Origin of the sequence: Actinoplanes sp. NPDC048796 (assembly GCF_040650035.1) — a bacterium.
Lineage (GTDB): Bacteria > Actinomycetota > Actinomycetes > Mycobacteriales > Micromonosporaceae > Actinoplanes.
Genome location: NZ_JBEZGO010000026.1, coordinates 29,608 through 49,097 on the forward strand (window position 1 = coordinate 29,608; position 19,490 = coordinate 49,097).

Here is a 19,490-nt window from a genome sequence, read left to right on the forward strand (position 1 = left end):
GATCAGGGGCGGTTCACACCTGGGAGATGGGCGCCGTGTTCTTTGAGCTGCCTTCTCCGGTGGGGGTGCCGCCGTCGAGGATGGTCTGCAGATCCCCGCGCAGCTTCTGCCAGGACTCCTGAACGGTGGTCTCGGTCTTGTTGTAGGTGAAGGCCGCGGTCCGGACGCCTCCGGCGATGCGGGACAGGACGCCGATCTCAGGGTTCTCTTTGGTGCCGAACAGGGCGGTGGACACCTGAGTCCAGCGGTCGATCAGCTGCTGCGCCTCGTTCTTCGCCTCGCCGGCCCAGCTGATCTGAAGGCCTTCCAGCGCCTTCCCGATGGCGTCGAGAGCGTCCAGCATCTCGTCCACCTTGTCCATGACCGTGTGCTTGGCCAACATGTGCAGCTCGCCGATGGACATGGCCACGTGACCCTGCCCATCGCCCATGTAGGTCTCGCCGACCGGCGTGGTCACGCGTTTCCTCCCTGCGCGGTCAGGTTCTGCACGGCCTTGCGTTCAGCGTCGAGGTAGTTCTGGTAGGTGATCCGCATGCGGTGCAGGATCCCGGCGAGCACGTCGTCGAGATCGTCGGCGCTGCGCTGGTACTCGGTTCGCAGCGGCTCGAACGTCATCGCGGCCGGTGATTGCCAGAGAGTGCTCACCGACCGGAAGTCACGGGAGATCCCGGCGAGACTTTCGTGGACGATCCGGCTTTGAGTCTCTACGACTCCGATAGCCGCGGCGAACTCGTCCATCGCAACGCGGAACTTCGTCGAACTCATTTCCTCGGGCACCTGCACACCTCCAACCGACCACGATAGGGACGGCGCCGGCGCTCCCTCATGTCACTGTTCTGGGTCCCACGAACAGGGCCTCGGGGAGTACCGGGGAGTGGCACATCATGGGGGCATGCCAGCTACATGGTCCAAGTACGACGATCAGCGGCTGCCGAATCCGAAGGACGGTGGTGGCGGCGACGGTGAGGGTGGCGACCAGCCGACGGTTCCGTCGAAACGGCTGCAGATGAACTGGACGGCGCCGCACACTCCGCAGCCGCCACCGAAGAACACAGCCGGATCGGGCGGCGGGTCGAGCGGCGGGTCGAGCGGCGCCGACGCCGACAGCGACGGCGCGTTCCAGAATCCTGGCGGCGGGTCCGGCACCGGTACGGCGCCGGACTTCGACCGGCTGGAGGTGGCGACCGACGACCTCGCCGCCTACGAGCAGAACATCTTGACGGCCGCCGCCGACCTGGTGAGCCGGTTCAACGCCCTGCGGGACCGCTCACAGACCGTGCTGAGCGAACCGATCTGGGGGCGCGGCGATGGTTCCTGGTACCGGGCTCGGCCGAACCATCAGAACATCGATAACGTCGATCTCATGCCGGGGTTCCTGCCGTCGAACACGGCCGGCGCCGCTCGGAAGTTCGTCCAGTCGATCGCTGCCGCCCAGCAGAACGCGCTGGGCGGGGCAGCCGACAAGATCACGATCAGCGGTATGTTCATCGAGGTCGTGGACGCGACATTGAGCAGTTACGCGCAGATGGACATGATGTCCGTCTCCCCCGATCCGCACCAACTGAAGACGGGCCCGGACGCCTAGGGCGCGTTTCATAGAGTCTGGTCAGAGCCACTCGCTGATGGCGGTGATGGTCAGGACGGTCTGGTAGCGACGCCGCGGTAGCGTTCGAGTCGGTTGATGCCGCATTCCACGGCGTGGCGCTGCTTGTAGACCTCGGGATCGAACTCGTGCGGCCGGCCGCCCTTGGAGCCGAGTCTGCGCCGGTCTGCCCTGACTCGTCCCGGCGGGCTCCCGCGGCGTGCTGATGAGCGCGGCTGGTCATGGAGTCGACGCTGACATCCCAGGTGATCCGCCCGGCCGCGTCCGCGACCGTTTGCCGGGCGGCCAGGATCGGGTGCCAGGTGCCGTTGCGCTGCCAGCGGCGCCGCCCATTGCGCGTCGGTCAGGTCGTGTCGCCTCGTCACCGCTGGGGTGGCCACGAGGTCTCCGGTGCATGGTGCTTCTTGGTCGTTGTACCAAGTACCGGAGACCTCGCCGCATATCGATGACCGCCACGTCGTCGCCCTAGCTGTAGCGACCAGGATCGTTGTCGACGACGGTGGGCCATGAAAACCTTCTCACTGATCAAGCCGCCACGCCCCTTCAACAGCCCTCATGTCTGCCTCCGGGCCGTCCGGGTTCGGCTATGCCTTGACGCAGTTGATCCGCACCGCGCCCCCGGCGAGGTGCGGATACGTCACGTCGTAGCCGGTGGTGCTGCCGCGGTTGGTCAGTTTGACGCCGATGGCGCCGTTGCGGACGGGGTAGGTGCCGAGACCCACCCAGCGGTTGCGGTTCGCGTTCTGATTGACGACCCGCTCACCGCTCGGGCTGGTGTAGGTGGGTGCCCACGCCGAGTTTCCCTGGACGACAGCGAAGTGGGCGCTCTTGGCGGCCACGTCGCGTGCGCTCGCGCTGTTCGGGACGTAAAGCGCCAGGGAGCAGTACTGCGGCACGCTTCCGACGGAGAAACTCCACATGATGTGCTGTCCGGAGGTGTCCGATTGGCTACCGGACATCGGCATGTCGGTGAATCGGCCGTCGCAGCCGTCGCCCGCATGGCTTCCGTGGCTGAGGGTCCACCACCCGGCGTCGCCGTTCTCGTAGAACCCCGTCTCGACATACGACGCCCCGTTGATCGTGCACCCCAGTCCCGCGACATTGGTGTAGGTGACCACTTTGGGACTCGGCTTGGTGGTCGCGCCCGCTTGGCGGCTGGGCTTCGCCGAAGCCGCAGTGACGCCGGACCTGTTGCTCGGGCGGGGCGCGGCGACGTCAGCCGCTCCGCCCGAGGGAGGGGCGGGCCCGCGGCTCGGACGGTCCGCGGCCGGCTTGCTCGTCGCGGCTCGCGGGGACGGCGATCGGCGCGGTGAGGTTGAGACGGAGGGCCGCCCGGGGCTGGCGCTGGCGCCGGCGAGCGCGGCCGGACCGGACGGCTTCGCTCCGTTGCCCCGCAGCAGCACGCTCAGGCCGAGCACGGTGCCGGCCGACAGAACGATGACGAGTGCGCCGACCGCCAGTTTCCCCACCACGGACGATTGCAGGCCGCGGAACATGCCCCGTACGAATGCGCCGACGAAGCCGCCGCGGGCACCCTTCTGGGGAGGGGTGTCGAGAGTTGACATGTCAGATGCTGGTCCCTTCTACCCGACGCGCGACGGGCTCTCCTATCTATGCGGTAGCGGACGCGTCTGAGAAGGTTCCTGATCGGGGACATGGGTTCCGGCCGCGACATGGAATGACTCACATCCACTGAACATCTCCGGCCATCCGGCGTTATCCATGCGTAGGCCGCATGAGCGGACCGGGCAACACCTGGAGTGAAGCGTGACTCGACCTGCGCAACATCACTGCGGAAAGAGACCGCGGAGTTGCTCCACCGCGTCGGCCATCGGCCTGGCGCGGGCGGTGAGGAACTGTTCCGACTGTTGCTCGGCCTGCCGGATCGCCGCCAGTACCTGGTTGGCGACGTAGACGTTGTCATGAGCCATCGCGCCGGGGTCGATGGTCAGTGCCGAAAGCTTGCCGGCTCTCATCACCACGCGGGCACTGCCGTCCGGCGAGACGGCGGTGACTTCGGCCTGGTCGTAGTCCGCTCGAATGCGTTGCGTGTCGGCGGTCAACTCGCGCATGCGGTCGGCGAGCTGCCGGTAGTCGTACGAAGAAGTCACGTTGTCATTTATGCGAGATGGCCGTCGCCTACCACCAGTCCCATTTCGGAGACCTGGGACGCCCACTGCCATTCCCGTTCCTGCCCGCTTGCCGCTCGCGTTCGTCAGCGAGCGCCGATCACGGAGTCACGCTCGAGTATGTCGGCTGTTGCCCCTGAACTGATCCCTGTCATCGACGTCACCCTCGTAGCCTCCAGTCCGCTGATCATGGGCGGTTTGATAAATGCTCTCGGTACGGAGAGGCAGGTCCGGATCCGGCACCGGGCCACTTCGATGTCCTGGTTGCCTGCGACCGCCTCCACCACTGTGGTCGTGGCCGACCTTTACGGCGTGGCGACCGACGACAAGCAGTTCTACTCACGGGCGCCGGAGGGTGCACCTATTGTCGCCCTGTGTGTGCCGCAGAACCCGCCCGACCTGCTGAGCGCGCTCCAGGGAGGTGTGCGCGCATTGATCAGCCGGGAGTCGGACACCCCCGAGTTGATGCTCGCCATTCGCATCGCCCGGCGGGGCGGACTGTACGTCACTCCGGAACTGCACGACCCACTGGTCGACACGACGCGCAACTCCGACCGCGGCCCGCATGAGCTGACTCCCCGAGAGGCCGAGGCACTCCGGTATCTGGCCGAGGGGTTCACCCACGGCCAGATCGGCCGAAGAATGGGACTGGCCGAGACCACCGTCAATACTTACGTCAAGCGAATCCGGCACAAGCTCAATGCCGGCAACAAGGCCGAGTTGACCCGGCGAGCCATGGAGCTGGGCTATCTACAACCTTGACCGTGGGAAATGGCGGATCACCACGCCACCACGCCCTGGCGGGAGGGCTGCAGGGTGCCGATCTCGAGCGACTTCATGGTGATGCCGCTCGACTCCGGGGCCGGGAATCCGTCCAGCTCCGCCGCCGGCCCGTCGGTTTCGGCCTGCAGACTCAGGCGGAGTGTGTTGCCGGCGCCGCAGTATGGATCGCCTTTGTCACACGGCCGCCACCGCAGGCCCTCGAACGCCGCCCCGCCGGGTCGCAGGGTCACTGGCATCGCGGGGCCGGGCTGATCGACGGTGCGGGCCGGAACCTTGACCACCTCGCCGGCCGCGTTGACCAGCGAGACGCCGGCATGACCGTCGACCTGGCAGGGGCCGGTCGACTTGTTCGTCAGGCTGACCAGGCCCCACGCCCAGCCGTCGGCGCGGTCCGGCTGATAGGTCACGACGGTCGCGACGTCGTCGTCACGGCACGCCCGCAGGGCGTCCGCCGTCGTGGTCCGCGGGGCCGGCCTACTGGTCGCCGGGGCCGGTTCACCGCTCGCCGGTGACGCGCCGCCGGTCGCGGGCGGGATCGGAGTCGAGGGCTGCTGTCCGGTCGAACACGCGGGCAGGGCCAGCACGACGGCCGAGGCAACGGCGGCAAGGATCAGGTGGTTCGCTCTTCCGGCCATGACCCCCCTCCTCACTCGGATGTGCGCGGAACAGAGGAACAGGGCATGGTCAGCAGCAGGCGGTAGAACCGGGTGATCTGCGCGTCGCTGCCATTGTCGTCGGTGGCGAGCAGCAGGCGGATCCGGCCGTCGGTGTCGCGGCCGGTGACCGTCATCGCCTCGATGTTTCCCAGCAGCGGATTCTTCTGGGGCTGTTTGGCGACAGCCCCGGAAGACGGCAGATCGACCATGTCGACCAGCAGTTGCTTGTCCAGGACGGGCGTGCCCGCGTACAGGCGCTTGAGTCCGCCGACGTCGACACCCTGTCGCAAGTCGGTGAGGTAGAGGTGCACCCGGTTGCCGGTATCGTCGAAGCCTCGTTCCAGCACGAGCAGCCGGCCGTCACCGGTGGCGGCGATGTCGGCGACCAGCAGGCCCGGCTCGACGCGGTAGGCGTACTGGGCCGACGGCTGGAATCCGTCGCTCTTCTCCCAGGTCTGCAAGCGCACCACGTCGTCGGCATCGCCTAGCAGCGGGCCCTCCATCGAGGCGACCACGGTTCGCTCGCCGGTCATGGTCATGCCCTCGAAGGCCTCGTTCAGCCGGGCGTTGCCCAGCGGGGCGACGCGGAACTGCCCGGGCATCGGGAGTACGCCGAGCAGTTCGCCGGCCCGGTTGTAGCGGAAGATCTCCGGGCGCTCGGTCGCGATCAGGATCTCGTCGCCGTCGAAGGCGATGGCCTCGCCGTCCAGGGGGTGGCGCAGCTCGTCCCGCAGCTTGATCACCTTGACCGGATCGAGCGAGTCGGGGTCGAGGAAGTAGAGCAGGGAGCGATCGGAAAGGGCGGCGATGCGCCCATCGCGGTCCAGGCTCAGACCCGAGAAGTTACCGACGAATTGCTCCTCGAATGTCACCTTGTCGAGGTGGTCGGTGAAGCTTTCCAGCGTGACGTAGTTCTTTTCCATACTCGTCACGACGGACATCGAAATTCACCGTTCGCCGGCGGACGGATTTCTCATGGCGATGAACTCGGCGGCGATTCGCCCGTTCTGGCAACGGAGACCGGTCCGGCGAACGGGCGGGTCATAACGGAAGGCATGCATGGTGTTGTTCAAACGCGTCCTCGCCGGTGTCGTCGGCGTCGTGGCCGCGGCCGCCGTCATGGCGCCCGCGGCCGCGCACACCGCCGCTCCGGCCTATGTCGCCCTCGGCGACTCGGTGGCGGCCGGGGTCGGCGCCCCGCCCTATCTCGACCCCGACTGCGCCCGCAGCGCCAACGGCTATCCCGCGCTGCTGGCCTCGGTCCTGCCGCACAAGCCGGCGTTCCGCTCGGCGGCGTGCGCCGGCGCGACCACCGCGGACGTCGTCTCGAGCCAGCTGGGCAGCCTCGGCCGGCAGACCCGTCTGGTGACGGTGACCATCGGCGGCAACGACCTGGACTGGGACGTCCGGGTGGTTACCTGCCTGCAGGGTACCGACGCCGACTGCAGCGCGGCGGTGGATCAGGCGAAGGCCTTCGCCACCGGCCCGCTGCGAGCCCGGCTGGACGGGGTCTACCGCGCCGTCCAGAAGCGTGCGCCGCGAGCCGAGATCGTGGCGACCGGATACGCGCGCTTCTTCGAGACCACGCCGGGCTGCGCGGCCGTACCGCCGGCCGGTCTGGTCAAGCGCAAGGCACTGAACGAGGCGGTCGATGTGCTCAACGGCGTCATCGCCCGTCAGGCGCATCGGGCCGGGGTGCGGTTCACCGACGTCCAGCCGCGGTTCACCGGGCACGGGCTGTGCGGAGCCGACCCGTGGATCGTGCCGCCGACCGAGGCCGGGGCGTTCCACCCCACCGCCGCCGGTTACCGCTCCGGCTATCTGCCGGCCCTGCGCCAGACCGTCGACTGCCGACGCTGAGGTGAGAAGCCGGACGCCGGCCCGCGCATGCCGTACGGTTCCCGTTCCCGTCGCCCGCGCCGTGCACCGACCGGCGTACGGCGTTGACCAGGCAAGCGTGGACGGCGACGGCTACAGCGTGTCGACGCGCAACCAGGTCCGCGCCGGCTTCGTCCCCCAATACGTACGCCGTAGCTGATTCTGGACCGCCGGGCCGGCTCCCGTGGAGGGCCGGCCGGCCCGGTGACGTACGGGTCAGCCCTCGCCGCGGGCGTTGCGCGCGGCGGTGGCGATGACCTCGGAAACGACGGCAGCCTGAGTCATGAACAAGGCGTGACTGCCCGGCACATTCGTGACCTCGGCACCGATCCGCTTGGCCATATGCTGCAACATAGCCTGGTCGAACGCCTTGTCCTCACTCGCGATGACGGCCCAACTCGGCTTCCCCCGCCACGCCACGTTCTCCACCACCGCCGAGAACACCGCCATATTGATCGGAACCTGCGAATCCCGCAGAAACGCCGCATCCGCATCACTGGCGTCCGCGGCGAAACCCGCCTTGAACTTGTCCGCATTGATGAAACCGAAACCGTCCTCACCAACATCAATCACGAACTCCGGCGTAGGCCCGAACCCCTCATACTGCTCGGCCGTCGTCTCCCCCGCATCCGGCGCCAGCGCCGACACATACACCAGCCCAGCCACCTTCGGATGCACACCAGCCTCGGTGATGACCGTGCCACCCCACGAGTGACCAACCAAAATCACCGGCCCGTCCTGCCGATCGAGCACCCGAGTGGTCGCCGCCACATCATCCGCCAACGAGGTCAACGGATTCTGCACGATCGAAACCCGGAAACCCTCAGCGGTCAGCCGGTCGTACACACCCCGCCAGCCCGAACCGTCCGCGAACGCCCCGTGCACCAACACCACATTTTTGATGTCCATGAGAATGCTCTCTCCCTTGCCCTTCGGTCATCTGTCGCCAACCATGCTGCGACTTGGAGCTCGTGCGCCGAATCAGTCATTCGCCTGCCGCTCGGCGGGTTCGCGGCGGCCGTCTCTCGCGTGAAACCGCCGCCCGGCGACCGTTTCCGGGCACGGTCCGCTCGCCGGCGCCGGTCCCGCCGGCACGCCGGTTAGGTCATTCGACAGATAGCCATCGGACGGCATGACGACGGTCACCGCGGTGAGATTCGACCCGGTTCGCACGTTTGCCCGTTCGGTACCCGAAGTGCTCCCTCCTACCGAGGACGTGTCGATCGTGAGCTCCGCCCCACAGGCCCCGCATCAGCGGTGGTCCAGCATCGTCACCCGGCTACGTCAGCTCAACGTCGAAGCGTTCATATCCACGCTCCTCGACGACGGTCCGTCCACGGCCGCCGAGCTCGCCCGCGCCGCCAACGTCTCGGTGGTCACCGCCAACCGGATCCTGCAGCAGCTCACGGCGGACGAGGTGATCGTCGAGGTCGAGGCCCGGATCGGCGGCCCCGGTCCACGAGCCAGGGTGTTCGCGCTGCGGCGGGAAGCGCTGGCCGTCGCGGCGGTGGTCCATCAGCCCGGCACGCTCACAGTCGTCCGGGCCGGAGCGCATGCCAACGAGGCACCCGTCACCCTGGCGCAGGACGGCCCGCCGACGCCGGAGCACCTGGCCGAGGCATTGAGCGAGGTGGGCGCTCGCCCTGGTGAACTCGCCTATCTGGTGGCCGGGACGGTCCGGGACGGCGACCGGACGCCGGCCGCGCGGGCCTCGTGTCTCCAGACCGAGCTCTCCAGCCGGCTCGGCTGCCCGGTCGCGGTGCGATCCAGTGTCGACCTGGCCGCGGTCGCCGAAGCCCGCCTCGGCCTTGCCCGCGGCGTCGAGGATTTCCTGCTGGTCGCCGACGACGGCATGGCCCTGGTGGTCGGCGGTGAACCACGGCCGGGCGCGCACGGCGCCGCCGGGTCGCTGCTGACCCACGGCGAACGCGTTCTCGACGGAACCCATGCGCGGGACGCGGTCTCGGCGATCGTGGCGACGTGCCTGGTCACCGATCCCGAACTGGTGGTGCTCAGCGCGCGCCGCCCACCGGCCGGCAAGCTTCGGGCGGCACTCGCGCACGCCGTGCCGACGCCTCCCAAAGTGGTGAAGAGCCGATGGGGCCGGGTCGCCGCCGCTCTCGGCGCCGTCGAGGTGGCCCGCGAACTCGCTCTCACCGCTCTGCTCGAGTCAGCTTCCCGTGCCCGCGACTGAGCCCCGGACAGCCGAACGGCCCCGGCGGTTCGCCGGGGCCGTTCTGGTCTTCCGGATCAGGGCAGACGTGCCTGCAAGGTGACCACGCGGGTCACCTGATTGGCGCTGAAATTGTCGTCGCTGATCAGGTAGACGCGGTGACCGCGACCGGCGGAGCGCTCGACGGCCATGCCCTCGAGGTTGTCCAGCAGCGGGTTGATCTGGGGCTGCGGGTTGGTCGCGCCGAGGGTCGGACCGGTGACCAGGTCGGTCACCAGCTTCTTGCCGGCCAGGCGGTGCGCCGGCACGGTGGACAGGTTCGCCACCTTGCTCACGTCCGGGGCCTTGTCGCTGATCGCGTACAGCTTGGCGCCGTTGCCGACCCCGGCGGTGAAGGTCGCCTCGAGAACCACGAGCCGGCCGTCGTCGTAGGCGGCCACCTCGGCGATCCGGTAACCCGGGTCGGCCTCGTACCCGATCTGGCGGGCGAGCCGGTAGCCGCCGCGGCCGTCGGCCTCGTAGACGAGCACACGGCGGCGCAGCGCCTCCCCGGTGGCCGGGGCGTCGCCGGAGAGGGCGCCCTCCATCGCCGCGTAGACACGCTTGCCGTCACGCGAGATGGCGAGACCTTCCAGGGTGGCGTTGACCGGCGCCTCACCCCCCGGGGTGACCGCGAAACGGGCCGGCACCGTCAGCTCGCCGCGCTGCACGCCGTCCCGGCCGAAGACGCGGATCGACGGCTCGGCTTCAGAGGTCACCAGGAAGTTGCCGTTGGGCGCGACGGCGATGCCCTCACCGTCGAAGTTGGTGCCGTCGTAGGCCGTACCGTCGGCCCGCTTCAGAGCCGTCGTGGCGGTGACCCGGGGCGCGCCGGGGTCGCGAAGGAAGACCAGACTGGCCGGCTGCGTGCCGGACCGGTCCACGACCGAGACGTAGCCGCGGCTCACCTTGTCGTAGGTGATGCCGGACAGCCCGCCGATGGCGACGCCACCGAAGGTCGTCTTGTTCAGGCTGTCGCTGTAGGAGACCGCCTTGGCACTGGGCGCGCACCGGTCTCCGGCCGACGCCGGCGCTGCCTCGGCACCGGGGACAGCGAGCAGCGGCGCCAGCACGCCGGCCGCCACGGCCGGCGCCAGCAGACGCCTTCGTGCGGGAAACGCAAACCTCATCAACGCTCCTACCGATTGGGGAAATGGCCGGCCTGCGCCGAGCGAGGGGCAGTCCGGCCACGTCACGAACTGAGGGGACGACGGCCCTCAATGTGGAGGCATCAGAAGGCCGTCGTCCACTCTGTCCGACGCGGCGCGGGGCGATCCGTTCAACCGGAGACGCCCGAATCTTCGCGTCTGACACCGGTTGACGCTGTTACGCATCGGGCCGCCGGAAATTCAGTACATCGGCCGACGTCTTCTGTCGGATTTGTCATCGCCGCTGTAGTTGCCGCCACATAGGCCTCGGGAAAAGCTGTGGGTGGCGCGCCTGACCGCATCGATCCAGGAGGTTCAAGCATGGGCAAGAGGATTCGTACCGTCGCAGGCCTGACTGCGGCCGGCGTAGCGGCGCTGGTAGGTCTGCAGGTCCAGCCGGCGCAGGCCGCCGTCGACGTTCCGGCGTCGGGGTTGAGCATCTTCGAGGGCACCTTCGCCAGGGTCCTGCTCTACGTCCCCCAGCCCGACGGCAGCTGCGTGCCGATGCCGGCGACCGCCGGTTCGCTGACCGGGGAGCGCATCGTCTCACAGGTCAGCGCGTTCACCGGCCCCAACTGCACCGGACTCCAGCAGAACCTCGGCACCTTCCGCACGTTCACGCCCGGGAAGTACCAGTCCTTCCGGGCCTACACGTTCTGATCGGCGCCTGCCCTCCGCCGCCGCCTTACGCGTCCCCGCGCGAGGCGGCGGCCACCCCCTCGTAGAGCCGGACGTATCGGCTAAGCAGCTCGCCGGCATCCGGCCGGCCGGCCAGGGCCAGGGTGTTGTGGCCGATTCCCAGCGCCTCGGGCAATGCCAGGGCGTGCAGCGGGATCCCGGCCGCCTCGGCCATCCGGCGCGGGATGGAGGTGGCCGCGCCGGTGTCGACGACATCGTCGAGCGAGCTGATGGCCATCGCGATCGAGCGTAGGCCGGACGGCCGGGGCGGGGTCCGCAGGGTCTGCGCGATCGACAGGTACCGGCCCACCGCGGCCAGCGAATACCCGCGGGAGGTGCGGCGGTCCGGCAACAGGCCTCGCGCGTAGCCGAAACTGAGCAGGCGGACGGCCGGGCCGGGCAGCTTGGGCGAGGCCGGCCCGAAGAACGGCGAGAGCAACAGCAGGCGGCGTACGACGTCGTCGCGATGCTGAGCGAGCCAGGCGGCCAGGATCCCGCCGGCCGAGATGCCGACGACACCGATTTCGTCACCCAGGCCGGCCGCGATGTCGAGACCCTTGGAGGCGTACGAGATGAGGCCCCGCACGCTGCCGCGATGAGACGCCTGGGGATCGTTGGTGCCATGATTTGGCATCCGCGGGATCCAGACGTTGTACCCGCGTGCGTGGAAGTCGCGGGCCAGAGCATCCATCTGCTGCGGCCCGTGGGTGTACCCGTGCAGGAGCAGCACCGCCCGCGCCGTGCGGTCTCCGTGGCTGAGCAGGGCACTGCGCGACTCGGGTCGCACCGCCGCGTCGGCCGTATCGGCCGCGACGACCGCGCTCGCCGCCTGGACGGCCATCGCGAAGAATGAAATATCGTCGAGGGGTCTCATCGAAGACAACGACGACCACGCGGCGCCGTCGTTCAAGTCGCCTCGCTCACAGGGGTGACTGTGAGAAGGTTCTGGCCGGTTCGGCTGAACTTCGCGCGAAATGGCGGAGACCTGCCTGTTTGCCGCGTGACTACTGGTCGTTGGACGAGGGGGTGCCGTGGTTACCGTTTCGCGGTGTCGCCTCAACCGCACAGTCTGCTTTCCGGGCGCTACCGTCTGATCGATCCGATCGGTGAGGGTGGTATGGGCCGGGTCTGGCATGCCCGCGATGAGCTGCTGCACCGCGAGGTCGCGGTCAAGGAAATCACCCCCGAGGGCCTGACTCGCACCGAGCTGGGCGACCTGCGTGAGCGGGCGATCCGTGAGGCCCGGGCCATCGCCCAGATCAGCCATCCCGGGGTCGTCCGCATCTTCGACGTGGTCGACGACGAAGCCCCCTGGATCGTCATGGAGCTCGTCCGGTCCCGTTCCCTGCACCAGGTGATCGCCCAGGACGGCCCGCTGGCGCCGCGGGAGGCGGCCCGGATCGGCCTAGGCGTCCTGGCCGGCCTGCGCGCGGCGCACCAGCGGGGCATCCTGCACCGTGACGTCAAACCGGCCAACGTGCTGCTGGCCGACGACGGTCGTGTGCTGCTGACCGACTTCGGCCTGGCGATGATGTCGGGCGACTCGTCGATGACCCGTACCGGCGTGGTACTCGGCTCGCCGTCCTATCTGGCCCCCGAGCGTGCCCTGGACGAGCCGGCCGACGCCAAGGCCGACCTGTGGTCGCTCGGCGCGACGCTGTATGCCGCGATCGACGGCCGTCCGCCGTACCTGAAGTCGAGTCCGATGGCGACGCTCTCGGCGCTGATGACCCAGCCGCCACCCGTCTCCGAGCGGGCGGGTGCTCTTCAGCCCGTGCTCGCCGCCCTGTTGCGCCGGAACCCGGCCGAACGCGCGGACGCCGACGAAGCCGAACACCTGCTACGAAAGGCGTGGGAAGGCACGCCCGAGCAGACGACAATTGCCGCTACCCGGCCGCTCACACCCAGCCCGAGATCGCGGCGACGCTGGCTGATTCCGGTGGTGGCCGCGGCGATTCTGGCCGGCGGCGTGGCACTGGCCCAGCCGTTCAAGGACGCCACCCGGCCCGGAACCGCGGCCCCACCGGCACCCGGACTCTCCGCCGCCGCGCCGGTCACCGGGTCAAGCAGCGCCGCTGCTCGTCCGAGCGCCACGAAGACCGGTACCACCAGAACCGGCACCCCTTCCGCTGCCGCGGCCCCAGCGGCATCGGCGCCCTCGGCGCCGCCGGCGACCAGGACCGCGGTCGCGGTCGTCTCGCCGCCACCGCCCGTGGCCGCCGTCGGGGGCACGATTCGTAACCACGGCACCGGCACGTGCCTGCAGCTACCGGGTCCTGGGGGCGAGATCCAGCTCTGGCAGTGCGACGGCTCGGACCGCCAGCGCTTCCATTTCGCCGTCGACGGGACCCTCCGCGTACTGGGTCAGTGTGTCGAACTCGGATCGGCGGCGAGCGGCTCACGGATGCGGGCGGCCACCTGTTCCGGATCAACGCTTCAGCAATTCACCTTGAACGCCGCCCGCGACCTGGTGAGCCCGCCGGCCGACATGTGCGTGGACGTGCCCGACTGGAACGCCGGCAACGGGGTGGCGGCCCAGATCTGGAGCTGCGCCGGCACCGACAACCAGAAGTGGAACTGAGGATTTCCACGCCCGGGTGAACAAAACCGCCGGGCCGACGTCAGGAAGATCGACGGCGGCCTTCCGCGCCCCCGGAAGGCCGCCGTCATGCGGAACCCGCATCAGCGTCGACAAGGGAGTCTCAGTGAGTCTTTTCGTGCCCGGAGCCGACGTGGACGGCGGCGGTCTTCATGTGCCCGCCGGTCAGGGAGTGACCAAATGGTTCTCCGGCGACGTCTACACCGTACGGCTTCAGGCCGCCCAGACCGGCGGCTCGGTCGGTATCGTCGAGGCCAGCGTGCCCCCGGGCGGCGGACCGGTGCCGCACACCCACGCCGAGCAGGAGGAGACCTTCTACGTCCTCTCAGGCGAGCTGGAGTTCCTGGACGGTGAGCGCACCTTCACCGCGGTGACCGGCGACATCATCCACATTCCCCGGCTTCGGCGGCACCGGTTCACCAACGTCGGCCTGCACACGACGAGGCTGCTGTTCATCTACACGCCGGCCGGCGCCGAGGGACTCTTCCTCGAGGGCGGCGACGAGCCGCAGCCGGGCGTGCAGGTCGACAACTGGGGACCGGAACGCTTCGACGAGCGGATGCTGGGCCTGTTCCACAAGTACGGCGTGGAAGCCGTTTAGCTCCGTTCCGATGTTCCGGAAGCTTCGCACCGCCGCCGCGGTTGTCCTCGTGACTCTCGCGGCGGCGGCGTTGTATCTGTGGCCGCTCGACGACGACGCGCTGCGGCCACCGGCCGAACCAATGTCCACCGCCACCGTTCGCATCGCCGTCCAGGCCGCGCAGGAGCGGGCCGATCCCGGGATCAGGTCCGAGAGATTCGTCCACCCGCGACCGAGCGAGTAGGCCGTCCCGCTGCACGCGGCCGCGCTGGGCGACGTGCGCGAGCAAGCGATCCGCGAGGCGCGGGCCATCGCGCAGATCGGCCATCCGGCCTGCCGGTGCCCAGCTCGGGCCCCTCTGCCCTCGGACATCGACACCGTCACGCTCTCCTCCTAGCCACGACGAGGACGCCATGAATTTTCCCTACGTCATGCGCTGGTACGCCGGCGGCCCGGAACCGGTGGAGCGCCTCGTCTCGACCTCGATCGAACTCCGCCGGTCCTTCGAGATCGTCACTCTGGAGACGCTGTACGCCGAAGTCGTCTGCGAGGTCGACCTGGTGGCGCTCAACCCGAGGCCGGCCCAGCCGCCGCTGATCCGGTTCCTGGCCGGCCATCCGGCCGCCTCGCGCGTCATCATCCACGGCGGCGGCACCGCCCACTTCGTGCGGATGCCCAGCTGTGCCGAGGTCTCGGGCGAGGTGCTCGTCGTCCGGCGGGGCCACACGACGCCGGCCGATCCCAGGACCATGCGGGTCCCGGCCGACGCCCTCTACGAACTGATCGATTCCATCTGCACCCGCAACCGCCTCCCGGGCCGCGCCGAATTGGTCCACCTGCGCTCGGACTGAGCGGGTCGGCCGACGTAAAGAGCTGATAAAGAAGCCGCTGACGTCCACCCGACGGCCCGGCCGGAAGAATGATCAGCTCTGGCTGCCGTACGGCCCGACGCCGACGCCCACGAAATCTTGACCGGGATCGGCCCTCGAACGCGTCGTATCCATCAGCACAGTGAGGCAACTGACCGATGACCATCGCTTCGATCTCCGGCGGCCGGCCGCGAGCGGAATGGGCCGACGTCGCCAAGGGCGTCTGCATCGTGCTGGTGGTGCTCTGGCACGTGATCATGAAGCACTATCTGCCCATCGACTGGCATCTGTCGCTGCCACTTCCCGGCGCCTGGGGACTGTTCGGCGAACAACTGCTGCCCCTACGGATGCCGGTGTTCTTCACCATCTCCGGGATGTTCGCGGCGGCGGCCGTCCACCGGCCCTGGCGGGTGGTGCGGCGCAGCCGGATCGCCAAGTTCTTCTATTTGTACGCGGTGTGGTTCGCCGTGCACACGGCGGTGCTCAGCCTTGTGCCCCGCTTCGACACCCTCGCCGCCCACAGCCTGTCCGACGTGCTGGACCAGCTCACCATCACGCCGACGAACCTGTGGTACCTCAGCGCCCTAGCGGTCTACTTCACGGTGGCCAAGCTGACCCGGCGACTGCCGGTCACCCTGGTGCTCGACGCGGCGTTCGCGCTGTCCGCCGTCGCGTCGGCGGGCCTGCTCGCCGCGCCCGGCAATCGTGGCCAGCTCTATCAGAATCTGCTGTTCTTCCTGGCCGGGCTCCGGCTGCGGCCGTGGGTGGAGCAGCTGGCCGCACGGGCGACGCCACGGTTGTTGGTGTCCGGCGTGACCGGTTATGCCGTCGTCATGGTGGCCATCCACGTTCTCGGCGCCCGGACGTGGTTCGGCCTCTGGCCGGTCACCAGCGCCCTGGCGGTGACCGTCGGTGTGCTCGCCACCTCGCTGCTCACGCGCCGGCGCGGGCTGTCGTCGCGCTTGGCGGCCCTGGGCCGTCGCACCTTGCCGATCTACGTGATGCACATGCCCCTGCTCGCCCTGATCCACCTGATGCTGTGGCGACCCTTCTCCTCGCTGGGCGCGGGACCACAGCTCGTCCTGGCCGCGTTCCTGCCGGCCGTGCTGACCGCACTGCTGGTCTGGCTCTGCCTCCTGCTGCACCGTGCCCTGATGTCGGCCGGTGCGTCATGGCTTTTCGACCTGCCGTCCCGGTCGCGCCCGCGGCCGGCCACGCCCACGGACTGGTCCGCCGCTCCGACCCGCGAACTGCCGAGGTTCCCACGGTGACCGCCGCGGCCGCGCCGCCGAGCCGCGCCGGCGTGGCGGAGACGGCGCTGGGAGCAGCTCTCCTTCTCATTCTCGTCGCGTACGTGTGCACCTGGTTCCATCAGCAGATCGAATGGCGCACCGGAACCGCGGTCCCGGCCGCCTGGTGGCTCGGGGGAAAGGCCGCCGGAACGCTGGGGACACCGCTGTTCTTCGCCGCCGGCGGCTGGTATCTCGGCCGGCGCCGCCCGGCCGTCATGGGCTGGTACGTACTGTCGGCGCTGGCGTGCGCGGCGCTGCTGTGGCGCTTCGGCCCGGTGTACGGCCTCAGCCCCATCCGTGACCTGCCGGAGTTCGTGTCCGCGGCGCTGCTGCCGTCGCCCGGGCTGGCACCGGTCTACGCCCTGGGGGTGTTTCCGCTGATTGCCGCGGCCGGCCGCCGGCTGCCCACCTGGACCGTCCTCGGGATCATCGCCGGCGCCGTCGTTGCGGCCGACCTGCTCCCCGCTCCGGCGGTCGGCACCGTACTGACGTACCTGCTGTTCTTTCTGGCCGGTCAACGGCTCGGCACCGTACTCGGGTCCCTGTCCGCCCGTGCCTCCCTGTGCCGATTCCTGCTGTACGCAACGGGTCTCGCGGTGGTGGCCACGGCGGCCGGCACCGCCGGGGACTGGACCAGGCCTCTGGTCGAACTGGCCGCGCTGCCCGGCGCGGTGACCGGAGCCGCCCTGCTTGCTGAGAGACCGCTCGCCGAACGAGGGCTCAGCCATGTGACCCGCGGCGCAGCCGTTATCGCCGCGACCATGACGCCGGCCGTTGCCCTTGCCGGTGCGGTCCTGGTGAAACGGCTGTCGTCGCTCGGCGGGACGGCCCAGACGGTAGTCGCCGTCGTGGATCCGCTCGTGCTGACGGCCGGTGTCGTCACCGCGGGTCTGCTCGTGTCCCGGCTGCTGTCCCGGATGATGACACCGGCCCCGCTACGGGTGACGCAATGAGCGGCCGACGGCTTCGGCCCGCGGCGGCGGCGCTGGCGGCCCTGCTGCTGACCTCAGCCGCATGCACCGCCGGGACGGACCACGACGCGCGCGAAGTGACTCTCGCCTTCGGCGGGGACGTCCATTTCGAACCGGCGGTCGCCCGGCTGCTGACGAGCCCCGGCTCGGCCTTCGGCGCCGCCGGGGCCCCGCTGAGAGCCGCCGATCTGGCGCTGGTCAACCTGGAGACCCCGATCACCGGACGCGGCGAGCCACAAGCCAAGCGATATGTGTTCCGGGCGCCCACGAAGGGCGCCGAAGAACTGAGCGCGGCCGGGATCGACGCCGTCAGCCTGGCCAACAACCATTCCATGGACTTCGGCCGGACCGGTCTCGCCGACACGATCGCCGCCGTGGGCGCCGTCCGGGTCGGCGCCTTCGGGGCCGGGCGCGATGTCGATGAGGCCTTCCGTCCCTGGCGGGCCGAGGTGCGCGGAGTACGGATCGCCGTCTTCGGGTTCAGTCAGGTCGACGACCTGGCCGCCGACTGGGCCGCCGGCCCGGGCCGGGCCGGCATCGCCCTGGCCGCCGACACCGATCGGGCCGTCCGCGCCGTCGCCGCGGCCCGGGCGGACAGCGACCTCGTCATCGTGATGCCGCACGGGGGCACCGAGGGCGACCCGTGCCCGACGCGCCGGCAGCAGGAGTTCGCCCGCCGGATGATCGAAGCCGGCGCCGACATCATCGTCGGCGCCCACGCCCATGTGCTGCAGGGCGCCGGTCGTCTCGGCGGCGGCTACGTGGCTTACGGGCTGGGCAACCTGCTGTGGTACAGCCCCGGGCTCTTCCCGCCGTTCAGCGCCCGCGCCGGCGTCCTGACCCTGACCGTCCGCGACCGTACGGTGGTCCGCTCCGAGCTGACACCGACGGTCCGCTCCGGCTCCGGCCGGCCCGAGGTGCTCACCGGCTGGCGGGCCGCCATGGCAAGGCAGAACTTCACCGATCTCCGTGATTGCGCCGGGCTCGAAGCGGTGGATTACGCTGCGCGGCCATGAAGCTGAATCCGTTCCGCAAAGAGGCGAAATCGGAGGCCGAAGCCATCGCCGCATTCTGGCAGTGGTGGGCCGGCACGCGGGACGAGGTGGAGTCGGCGATCGACGCCGGTACGGTCGCCGAGCTGAGCCGGACGATCGAGCGCCGGGTGCGTGCCATCCATCGCGACCTGGAATGGAAGGTGGTGCCGGGCATGACCTCGGCGCACGTGCTGGTCGTGACGCCCAACTGGCCCGACACGATCCGCGCGGTAGCCGAACGCTGGCTGGCCGCCGCCCCGCCGGTCGACGGCACGTGGTCATACCGGTGTGAAGGCGTGATCGCCGACCACGCGGCCTTCGCCTCGACAAGGGAGTTCCAGGGGCAGATGGTGGACCTGTCGCCGGTTCGCTTCGGTGTCACCGTCAAGGAAGACGCCCGCCGGAGCGACGTGGTCTGCTACCACCCGGCTTTCGCGATCCTTCCGGACGACGTTCAGGAAAACCTCGCCTACCACGCGGTCGAGCTGGCCCTGGGTGAGGATGACACGGACATCTGGATCGACGAGATCACGTGGAGCGCGGTCGAGCCGGCCGAAGCCCTCACGCCGGCCGAGCTCTGGCGGACCGTTCAGACCGTGGCCGGCAGCTACGACCATTGGCAGCACAGCCGTACGGAGTGGAATGGGCAGCCCGTTCTCGTCACCGTCGCGTCGCCGTTGGTCCGGGCCCGCTGGCCCCGGTTCGACCTGTACGTACCGGTCCTGCTGCCTTATCGGAACCACGACGAGGACGGGCTGCCGGCCGACGGGTCGCTGGAAGCGCTGCGCCGGTTCGAAGGCGAGCTGAGCGCTGCTCTCGGGGCCGACGGCGCGCTGGTGGCGCACACCACCGTCGATCGCGTACGGACGCTCCACTTCTACGTCGAGTCACAGTCCGGGGCCGCGGCCGAGCTCGAGTCGCGCCTGCCGCGGTGGGACGAGAGCAGTGCGGCGATCGCCGAGGTGCTGCTCGACCCGGCGTTCGACCGGGTCGAGCACCTCAGATAGCGACGCCTGCCGGCGGTGCCGGCCCGCATCCGATGCGTGATTCACCACACC

Annotated in this window: 22 protein-coding genes and 2 pseudogenes; 13 read left to right on the forward strand and 11 right to left on the reverse strand. The window is 69.5% G+C overall.

All coding sequences use genetic code 11. From position 1 onward, the window contains the following. Positions 1–13: 13 nt before the first annotated feature. Both AB0C26_RS44995 and AB0C26_RS45000 read right to left on the reverse strand, forming a co-directional pair. Positions 14–457, reverse strand: coding sequence for a hypothetical protein (locus AB0C26_RS44995; protein WP_360261126.1), 444 nt, complete (start codon positions 455–457; stop codon positions 14–16). Next, positions 454–777: a hypothetical protein gene (locus AB0C26_RS45000; protein ID WP_360261129.1), complete on the reverse strand. Its 324-nt coding sequence runs from the start codon at positions 775–777 to the stop codon at positions 454–456. The genes AB0C26_RS44995 and AB0C26_RS45000 overlap by 4 nt, the downstream gene beginning before the upstream one ends. 115 nt (positions 778–892) lie before the next feature. Between AB0C26_RS45000 and AB0C26_RS45005 the strand changes: the two genes are divergently transcribed. Then, entirely contained in the window at positions 893–1,585 is a 693-nt protein-coding gene (locus tag AB0C26_RS45005) for a hypothetical protein (protein ID WP_360261131.1), read from the forward strand. A gap of 59 nt (positions 1,586–1,644) precedes the next feature. On the opposite strand, the pseudogene AB0C26_RS45010 reads toward AB0C26_RS45005, so the two are convergent. From AB0C26_RS45010 to AB0C26_RS45025, 4 genes and pseudogenes are all read right to left on the reverse strand, one after another. After that, positions 1,645–1,767 (reverse strand): annotated as a pseudogene (locus AB0C26_RS45010) (IS5/IS1182 family transposase); the annotation flags it as partial. A 17-nt stretch (positions 1,768–1,784) separates the two neighbouring features. After that, positions 1,785–1,928: pseudogene (locus AB0C26_RS45015) on the reverse strand (IS5/IS1182 family transposase); the annotation flags it as partial. Between the two features lie 259 nt (positions 1,929–2,187). Next, the gene (locus AB0C26_RS45020; RefSeq protein WP_360261134.1) at positions 2,188–3,099 is read right to left on the reverse strand and encodes a hypothetical protein; all 912 of its coding nucleotides are present in this window, start codon (positions 3,097–3,099) and stop codon (positions 2,188–2,190) included. Positions 3,100–3,390: 291 nt separating this feature from the next. Then, positions 3,391–3,714, reverse strand: coding sequence for a YbaB/EbfC family nucleoid-associated protein (locus AB0C26_RS45025; RefSeq protein ID WP_360261136.1), 324 nt, complete (start codon positions 3,712–3,714; stop codon positions 3,391–3,393). A gap of 282 nt (positions 3,715–3,996) precedes the next feature. On the opposite strand from AB0C26_RS45025, the gene AB0C26_RS45030 reads away from it, so the two are divergent. Then, positions 3,997–4,494, forward strand: a complete 498-nt coding sequence (locus tag AB0C26_RS45030) for a response regulator transcription factor (protein WP_360261139.1) — start codon at positions 3,997–3,999, stop codon at positions 4,492–4,494. 17 nt (positions 4,495–4,511) lie between these two features. Here AB0C26_RS45030 and AB0C26_RS45035 read toward each other — a convergent pair whose 3' ends face one another. Continuing rightward, positions 4,512–5,150: a DUF4232 domain-containing protein gene (locus AB0C26_RS45035; RefSeq protein ID WP_360261141.1), complete on the reverse strand. Its 639-nt coding sequence runs from the start codon at positions 5,148–5,150 to the stop codon at positions 4,512–4,514. Positions 5,151–5,161: 11 nt separating this feature from the next. Then, positions 5,162–6,094, reverse strand: coding sequence for an esterase-like activity of phytase family protein (locus tag AB0C26_RS45040; protein WP_360261204.1), 933 nt, complete (start codon positions 6,092–6,094; stop codon positions 5,162–5,164). Positions 6,095–6,230: 136 nt separating this feature from the next. Here AB0C26_RS45040 and AB0C26_RS45045 point away from each other — a divergent pair, with 136 nt between their 5' ends. Next, complete coding sequence (locus tag AB0C26_RS45045) at positions 6,231–7,031, forward strand: SGNH/GDSL hydrolase family protein (RefSeq protein ID WP_360261143.1); 801 nt, start codon at positions 6,231–6,233, stop codon at positions 7,029–7,031. Positions 7,032–7,265: 234 nt separating this feature from the next. Here AB0C26_RS45045 and AB0C26_RS45050 read toward each other — a convergent pair whose 3' ends face one another. Beyond that, positions 7,266–7,958, reverse strand: coding sequence for an alpha/beta hydrolase (locus AB0C26_RS45050; protein WP_360261146.1), 693 nt, complete (start codon positions 7,956–7,958; stop codon positions 7,266–7,268). A gap of 316 nt (positions 7,959–8,274) precedes the next feature. Here AB0C26_RS45050 and AB0C26_RS45055 point away from each other — a divergent pair, with 316 nt between their 5' ends. Continuing rightward, positions 8,275–9,243, forward strand: a complete 969-nt coding sequence (locus tag AB0C26_RS45055; RefSeq protein ID WP_360261148.1) for a hypothetical protein — start codon at positions 8,275–8,277, stop codon at positions 9,241–9,243. 56 nt (positions 9,244–9,299) lie between these two features. Here the strand turns inward: AB0C26_RS45055 and AB0C26_RS45060 are convergent, their stop codons facing one another. Then, positions 9,300–10,391: an esterase-like activity of phytase family protein gene (locus AB0C26_RS45060; protein ID WP_360261151.1), complete on the reverse strand. Its 1,092-nt coding sequence runs from the start codon at positions 10,389–10,391 to the stop codon at positions 9,300–9,302. Between the two features lie 339 nt (positions 10,392–10,730). Between AB0C26_RS45060 and AB0C26_RS45065 the strand changes: the two genes are divergently transcribed. Further along, positions 10,731–11,069, forward strand: a complete 339-nt coding sequence (locus AB0C26_RS45065) for a hypothetical protein (protein ID WP_360261154.1) — start codon at positions 10,731–10,733, stop codon at positions 11,067–11,069. A 25-nt stretch (positions 11,070–11,094) separates the two neighbouring features. Here AB0C26_RS45065 and AB0C26_RS45070 read toward each other — a convergent pair whose 3' ends face one another. Then, complete coding sequence (locus AB0C26_RS45070; protein WP_360261157.1) at positions 11,095–11,961, reverse strand: alpha/beta fold hydrolase; 867 nt, start codon at positions 11,959–11,961, stop codon at positions 11,095–11,097. Positions 11,962–12,135: 174 nt separating this feature from the next. On the opposite strand from AB0C26_RS45070, the gene AB0C26_RS45075 reads away from it, so the two are divergent. From AB0C26_RS45075 to AB0C26_RS45110, 8 genes are all read left to right on the forward strand, one after another. Beyond that, positions 12,136–13,668, forward strand: a complete 1,533-nt coding sequence (locus AB0C26_RS45075) for a protein kinase (RefSeq protein WP_360261159.1) — start codon at positions 12,136–12,138, stop codon at positions 13,666–13,668. A 124-nt stretch (positions 13,669–13,792) separates the two neighbouring features. Next, positions 13,793–14,287 carry a cupin domain-containing protein gene (locus AB0C26_RS45080; protein WP_360261162.1) on the forward strand — a complete coding sequence of 165 codons (495 nt, stop codon included), beginning with the start codon at positions 13,793–13,795 and terminating at the stop codon, positions 14,285–14,287. A 10-nt stretch (positions 14,288–14,297) separates the two neighbouring features. Further along, positions 14,298–14,510, forward strand: coding sequence for a hypothetical protein (locus AB0C26_RS45085; protein WP_360261164.1), 213 nt, complete (start codon positions 14,298–14,300; stop codon positions 14,508–14,510). Positions 14,511–14,679: 169 nt separating this feature from the next. Then, positions 14,680–15,117, forward strand: coding sequence for a hypothetical protein (locus tag AB0C26_RS45090; protein ID WP_360261167.1), 438 nt, complete (start codon positions 14,680–14,682; stop codon positions 15,115–15,117). 176 nt (positions 15,118–15,293) lie between these two features. Beyond that, positions 15,294–16,406, forward strand: a complete 1,113-nt coding sequence (locus AB0C26_RS45095) for an acyltransferase (protein ID WP_360261169.1) — start codon at positions 15,294–15,296, stop codon at positions 16,404–16,406. Further along, positions 16,403–17,380, forward strand: a complete 978-nt coding sequence (locus AB0C26_RS45100; protein ID WP_360261172.1) for a hypothetical protein — start codon at positions 16,403–16,405, stop codon at positions 17,378–17,380. The genes AB0C26_RS45095 and AB0C26_RS45100 overlap by 4 nt, the downstream gene beginning before the upstream one ends. Next, positions 17,377–18,414, forward strand: coding sequence for a CapA family protein (locus tag AB0C26_RS45105; protein WP_360261175.1), 1,038 nt, complete (start codon positions 17,377–17,379; stop codon positions 18,412–18,414). Before AB0C26_RS45100 ends, AB0C26_RS45105 begins: the two co-directional genes overlap by 4 nt. Next, complete coding sequence (locus AB0C26_RS45110; RefSeq protein WP_360261178.1) at positions 18,411–19,439, forward strand: DUF695 domain-containing protein; 1,029 nt, start codon at positions 18,411–18,413, stop codon at positions 19,437–19,439. The genes AB0C26_RS45105 and AB0C26_RS45110 overlap by 4 nt, the downstream gene beginning before the upstream one ends. Positions 19,440–19,490: the final 51 nt, after the last annotated feature.

What these genes read in the sequence shown, in the direction of transcription:
- AB0C26_RS45005 (WP_360261131.1), top strand. Translation starts at nt 893, where the DNA reads ATGCCAGCTACATGGTCCAAGTACGACGATCAGCGGCTGCCGAATCCG.
- AB0C26_RS45095 (WP_360261169.1), top strand. Translation starts at nt 15,294, where the DNA reads ATGACCATCGCTTCGATCTCCGGCGGCCGGCCGCGAGCGGAATGGGCC.
- AB0C26_RS45035 (WP_360261141.1), bottom strand. Translation starts at nt 5,150, where the DNA reads ATGGCCGGAAGAGCGAACCACCTGATCCTTGCCGCCGTTGCCTCGGCC.
- AB0C26_RS45065 (WP_360261154.1), top strand. Translation starts at nt 10,731, where the DNA reads ATGGGCAAGAGGATTCGTACCGTCGCAGGCCTGACTGCGGCCGGCGTA.
- AB0C26_RS45060 (WP_360261151.1), bottom strand. Translation starts at nt 10,391, where the DNA reads ATGAGGTTTGCGTTTCCCGCACGAAGGCGTCTGCTGGCGCCGGCCGTG.
- AB0C26_RS45040 (WP_360261204.1), bottom strand. Translation starts at nt 6,094, where the DNA reads ATGGAAAAGAACTACGTCACGCTGGAAAGCTTCACCGACCACCTCGAC.
- AB0C26_RS45050 (WP_360261146.1), bottom strand. Translation starts at nt 7,958, where the DNA reads ATGGACATCAAAAATGTGGTGTTGGTGCACGGGGCGTTCGCGGACGGT.
- AB0C26_RS45085 (WP_360261164.1), top strand. Translation starts at nt 14,298, where the DNA reads ATGTTCCGGAAGCTTCGCACCGCCGCCGCGGTTGTCCTCGTGACTCTC.
- AB0C26_RS45045 (WP_360261143.1), top strand. Translation starts at nt 6,231, where the DNA reads ATGGTGTTGTTCAAACGCGTCCTCGCCGGTGTCGTCGGCGTCGTGGCC.
- AB0C26_RS45070 (WP_360261157.1), bottom strand. Translation starts at nt 11,961, where the DNA reads ATGAGACCCCTCGACGATATTTCATTCTTCGCGATGGCCGTCCAGGCG.
- AB0C26_RS45110 (WP_360261178.1), top strand. Translation starts at nt 18,411, where the DNA reads ATGAAGCTGAATCCGTTCCGCAAAGAGGCGAAATCGGAGGCCGAAGCC.
- AB0C26_RS45020 (WP_360261134.1), bottom strand. Translation starts at nt 3,099, where the DNA reads ATGTTCCGCGGCCTGCAATCGTCCGTGGTGGGGAAACTGGCGGTCGGC.
- AB0C26_RS45105 (WP_360261175.1), top strand. Translation starts at nt 17,377, where the DNA reads ATGAGCGGCCGACGGCTTCGGCCCGCGGCGGCGGCGCTGGCGGCCCTG.
- AB0C26_RS45090 (WP_360261167.1), top strand. Translation starts at nt 14,680, where the DNA reads ATGAATTTTCCCTACGTCATGCGCTGGTACGCCGGCGGCCCGGAACCG.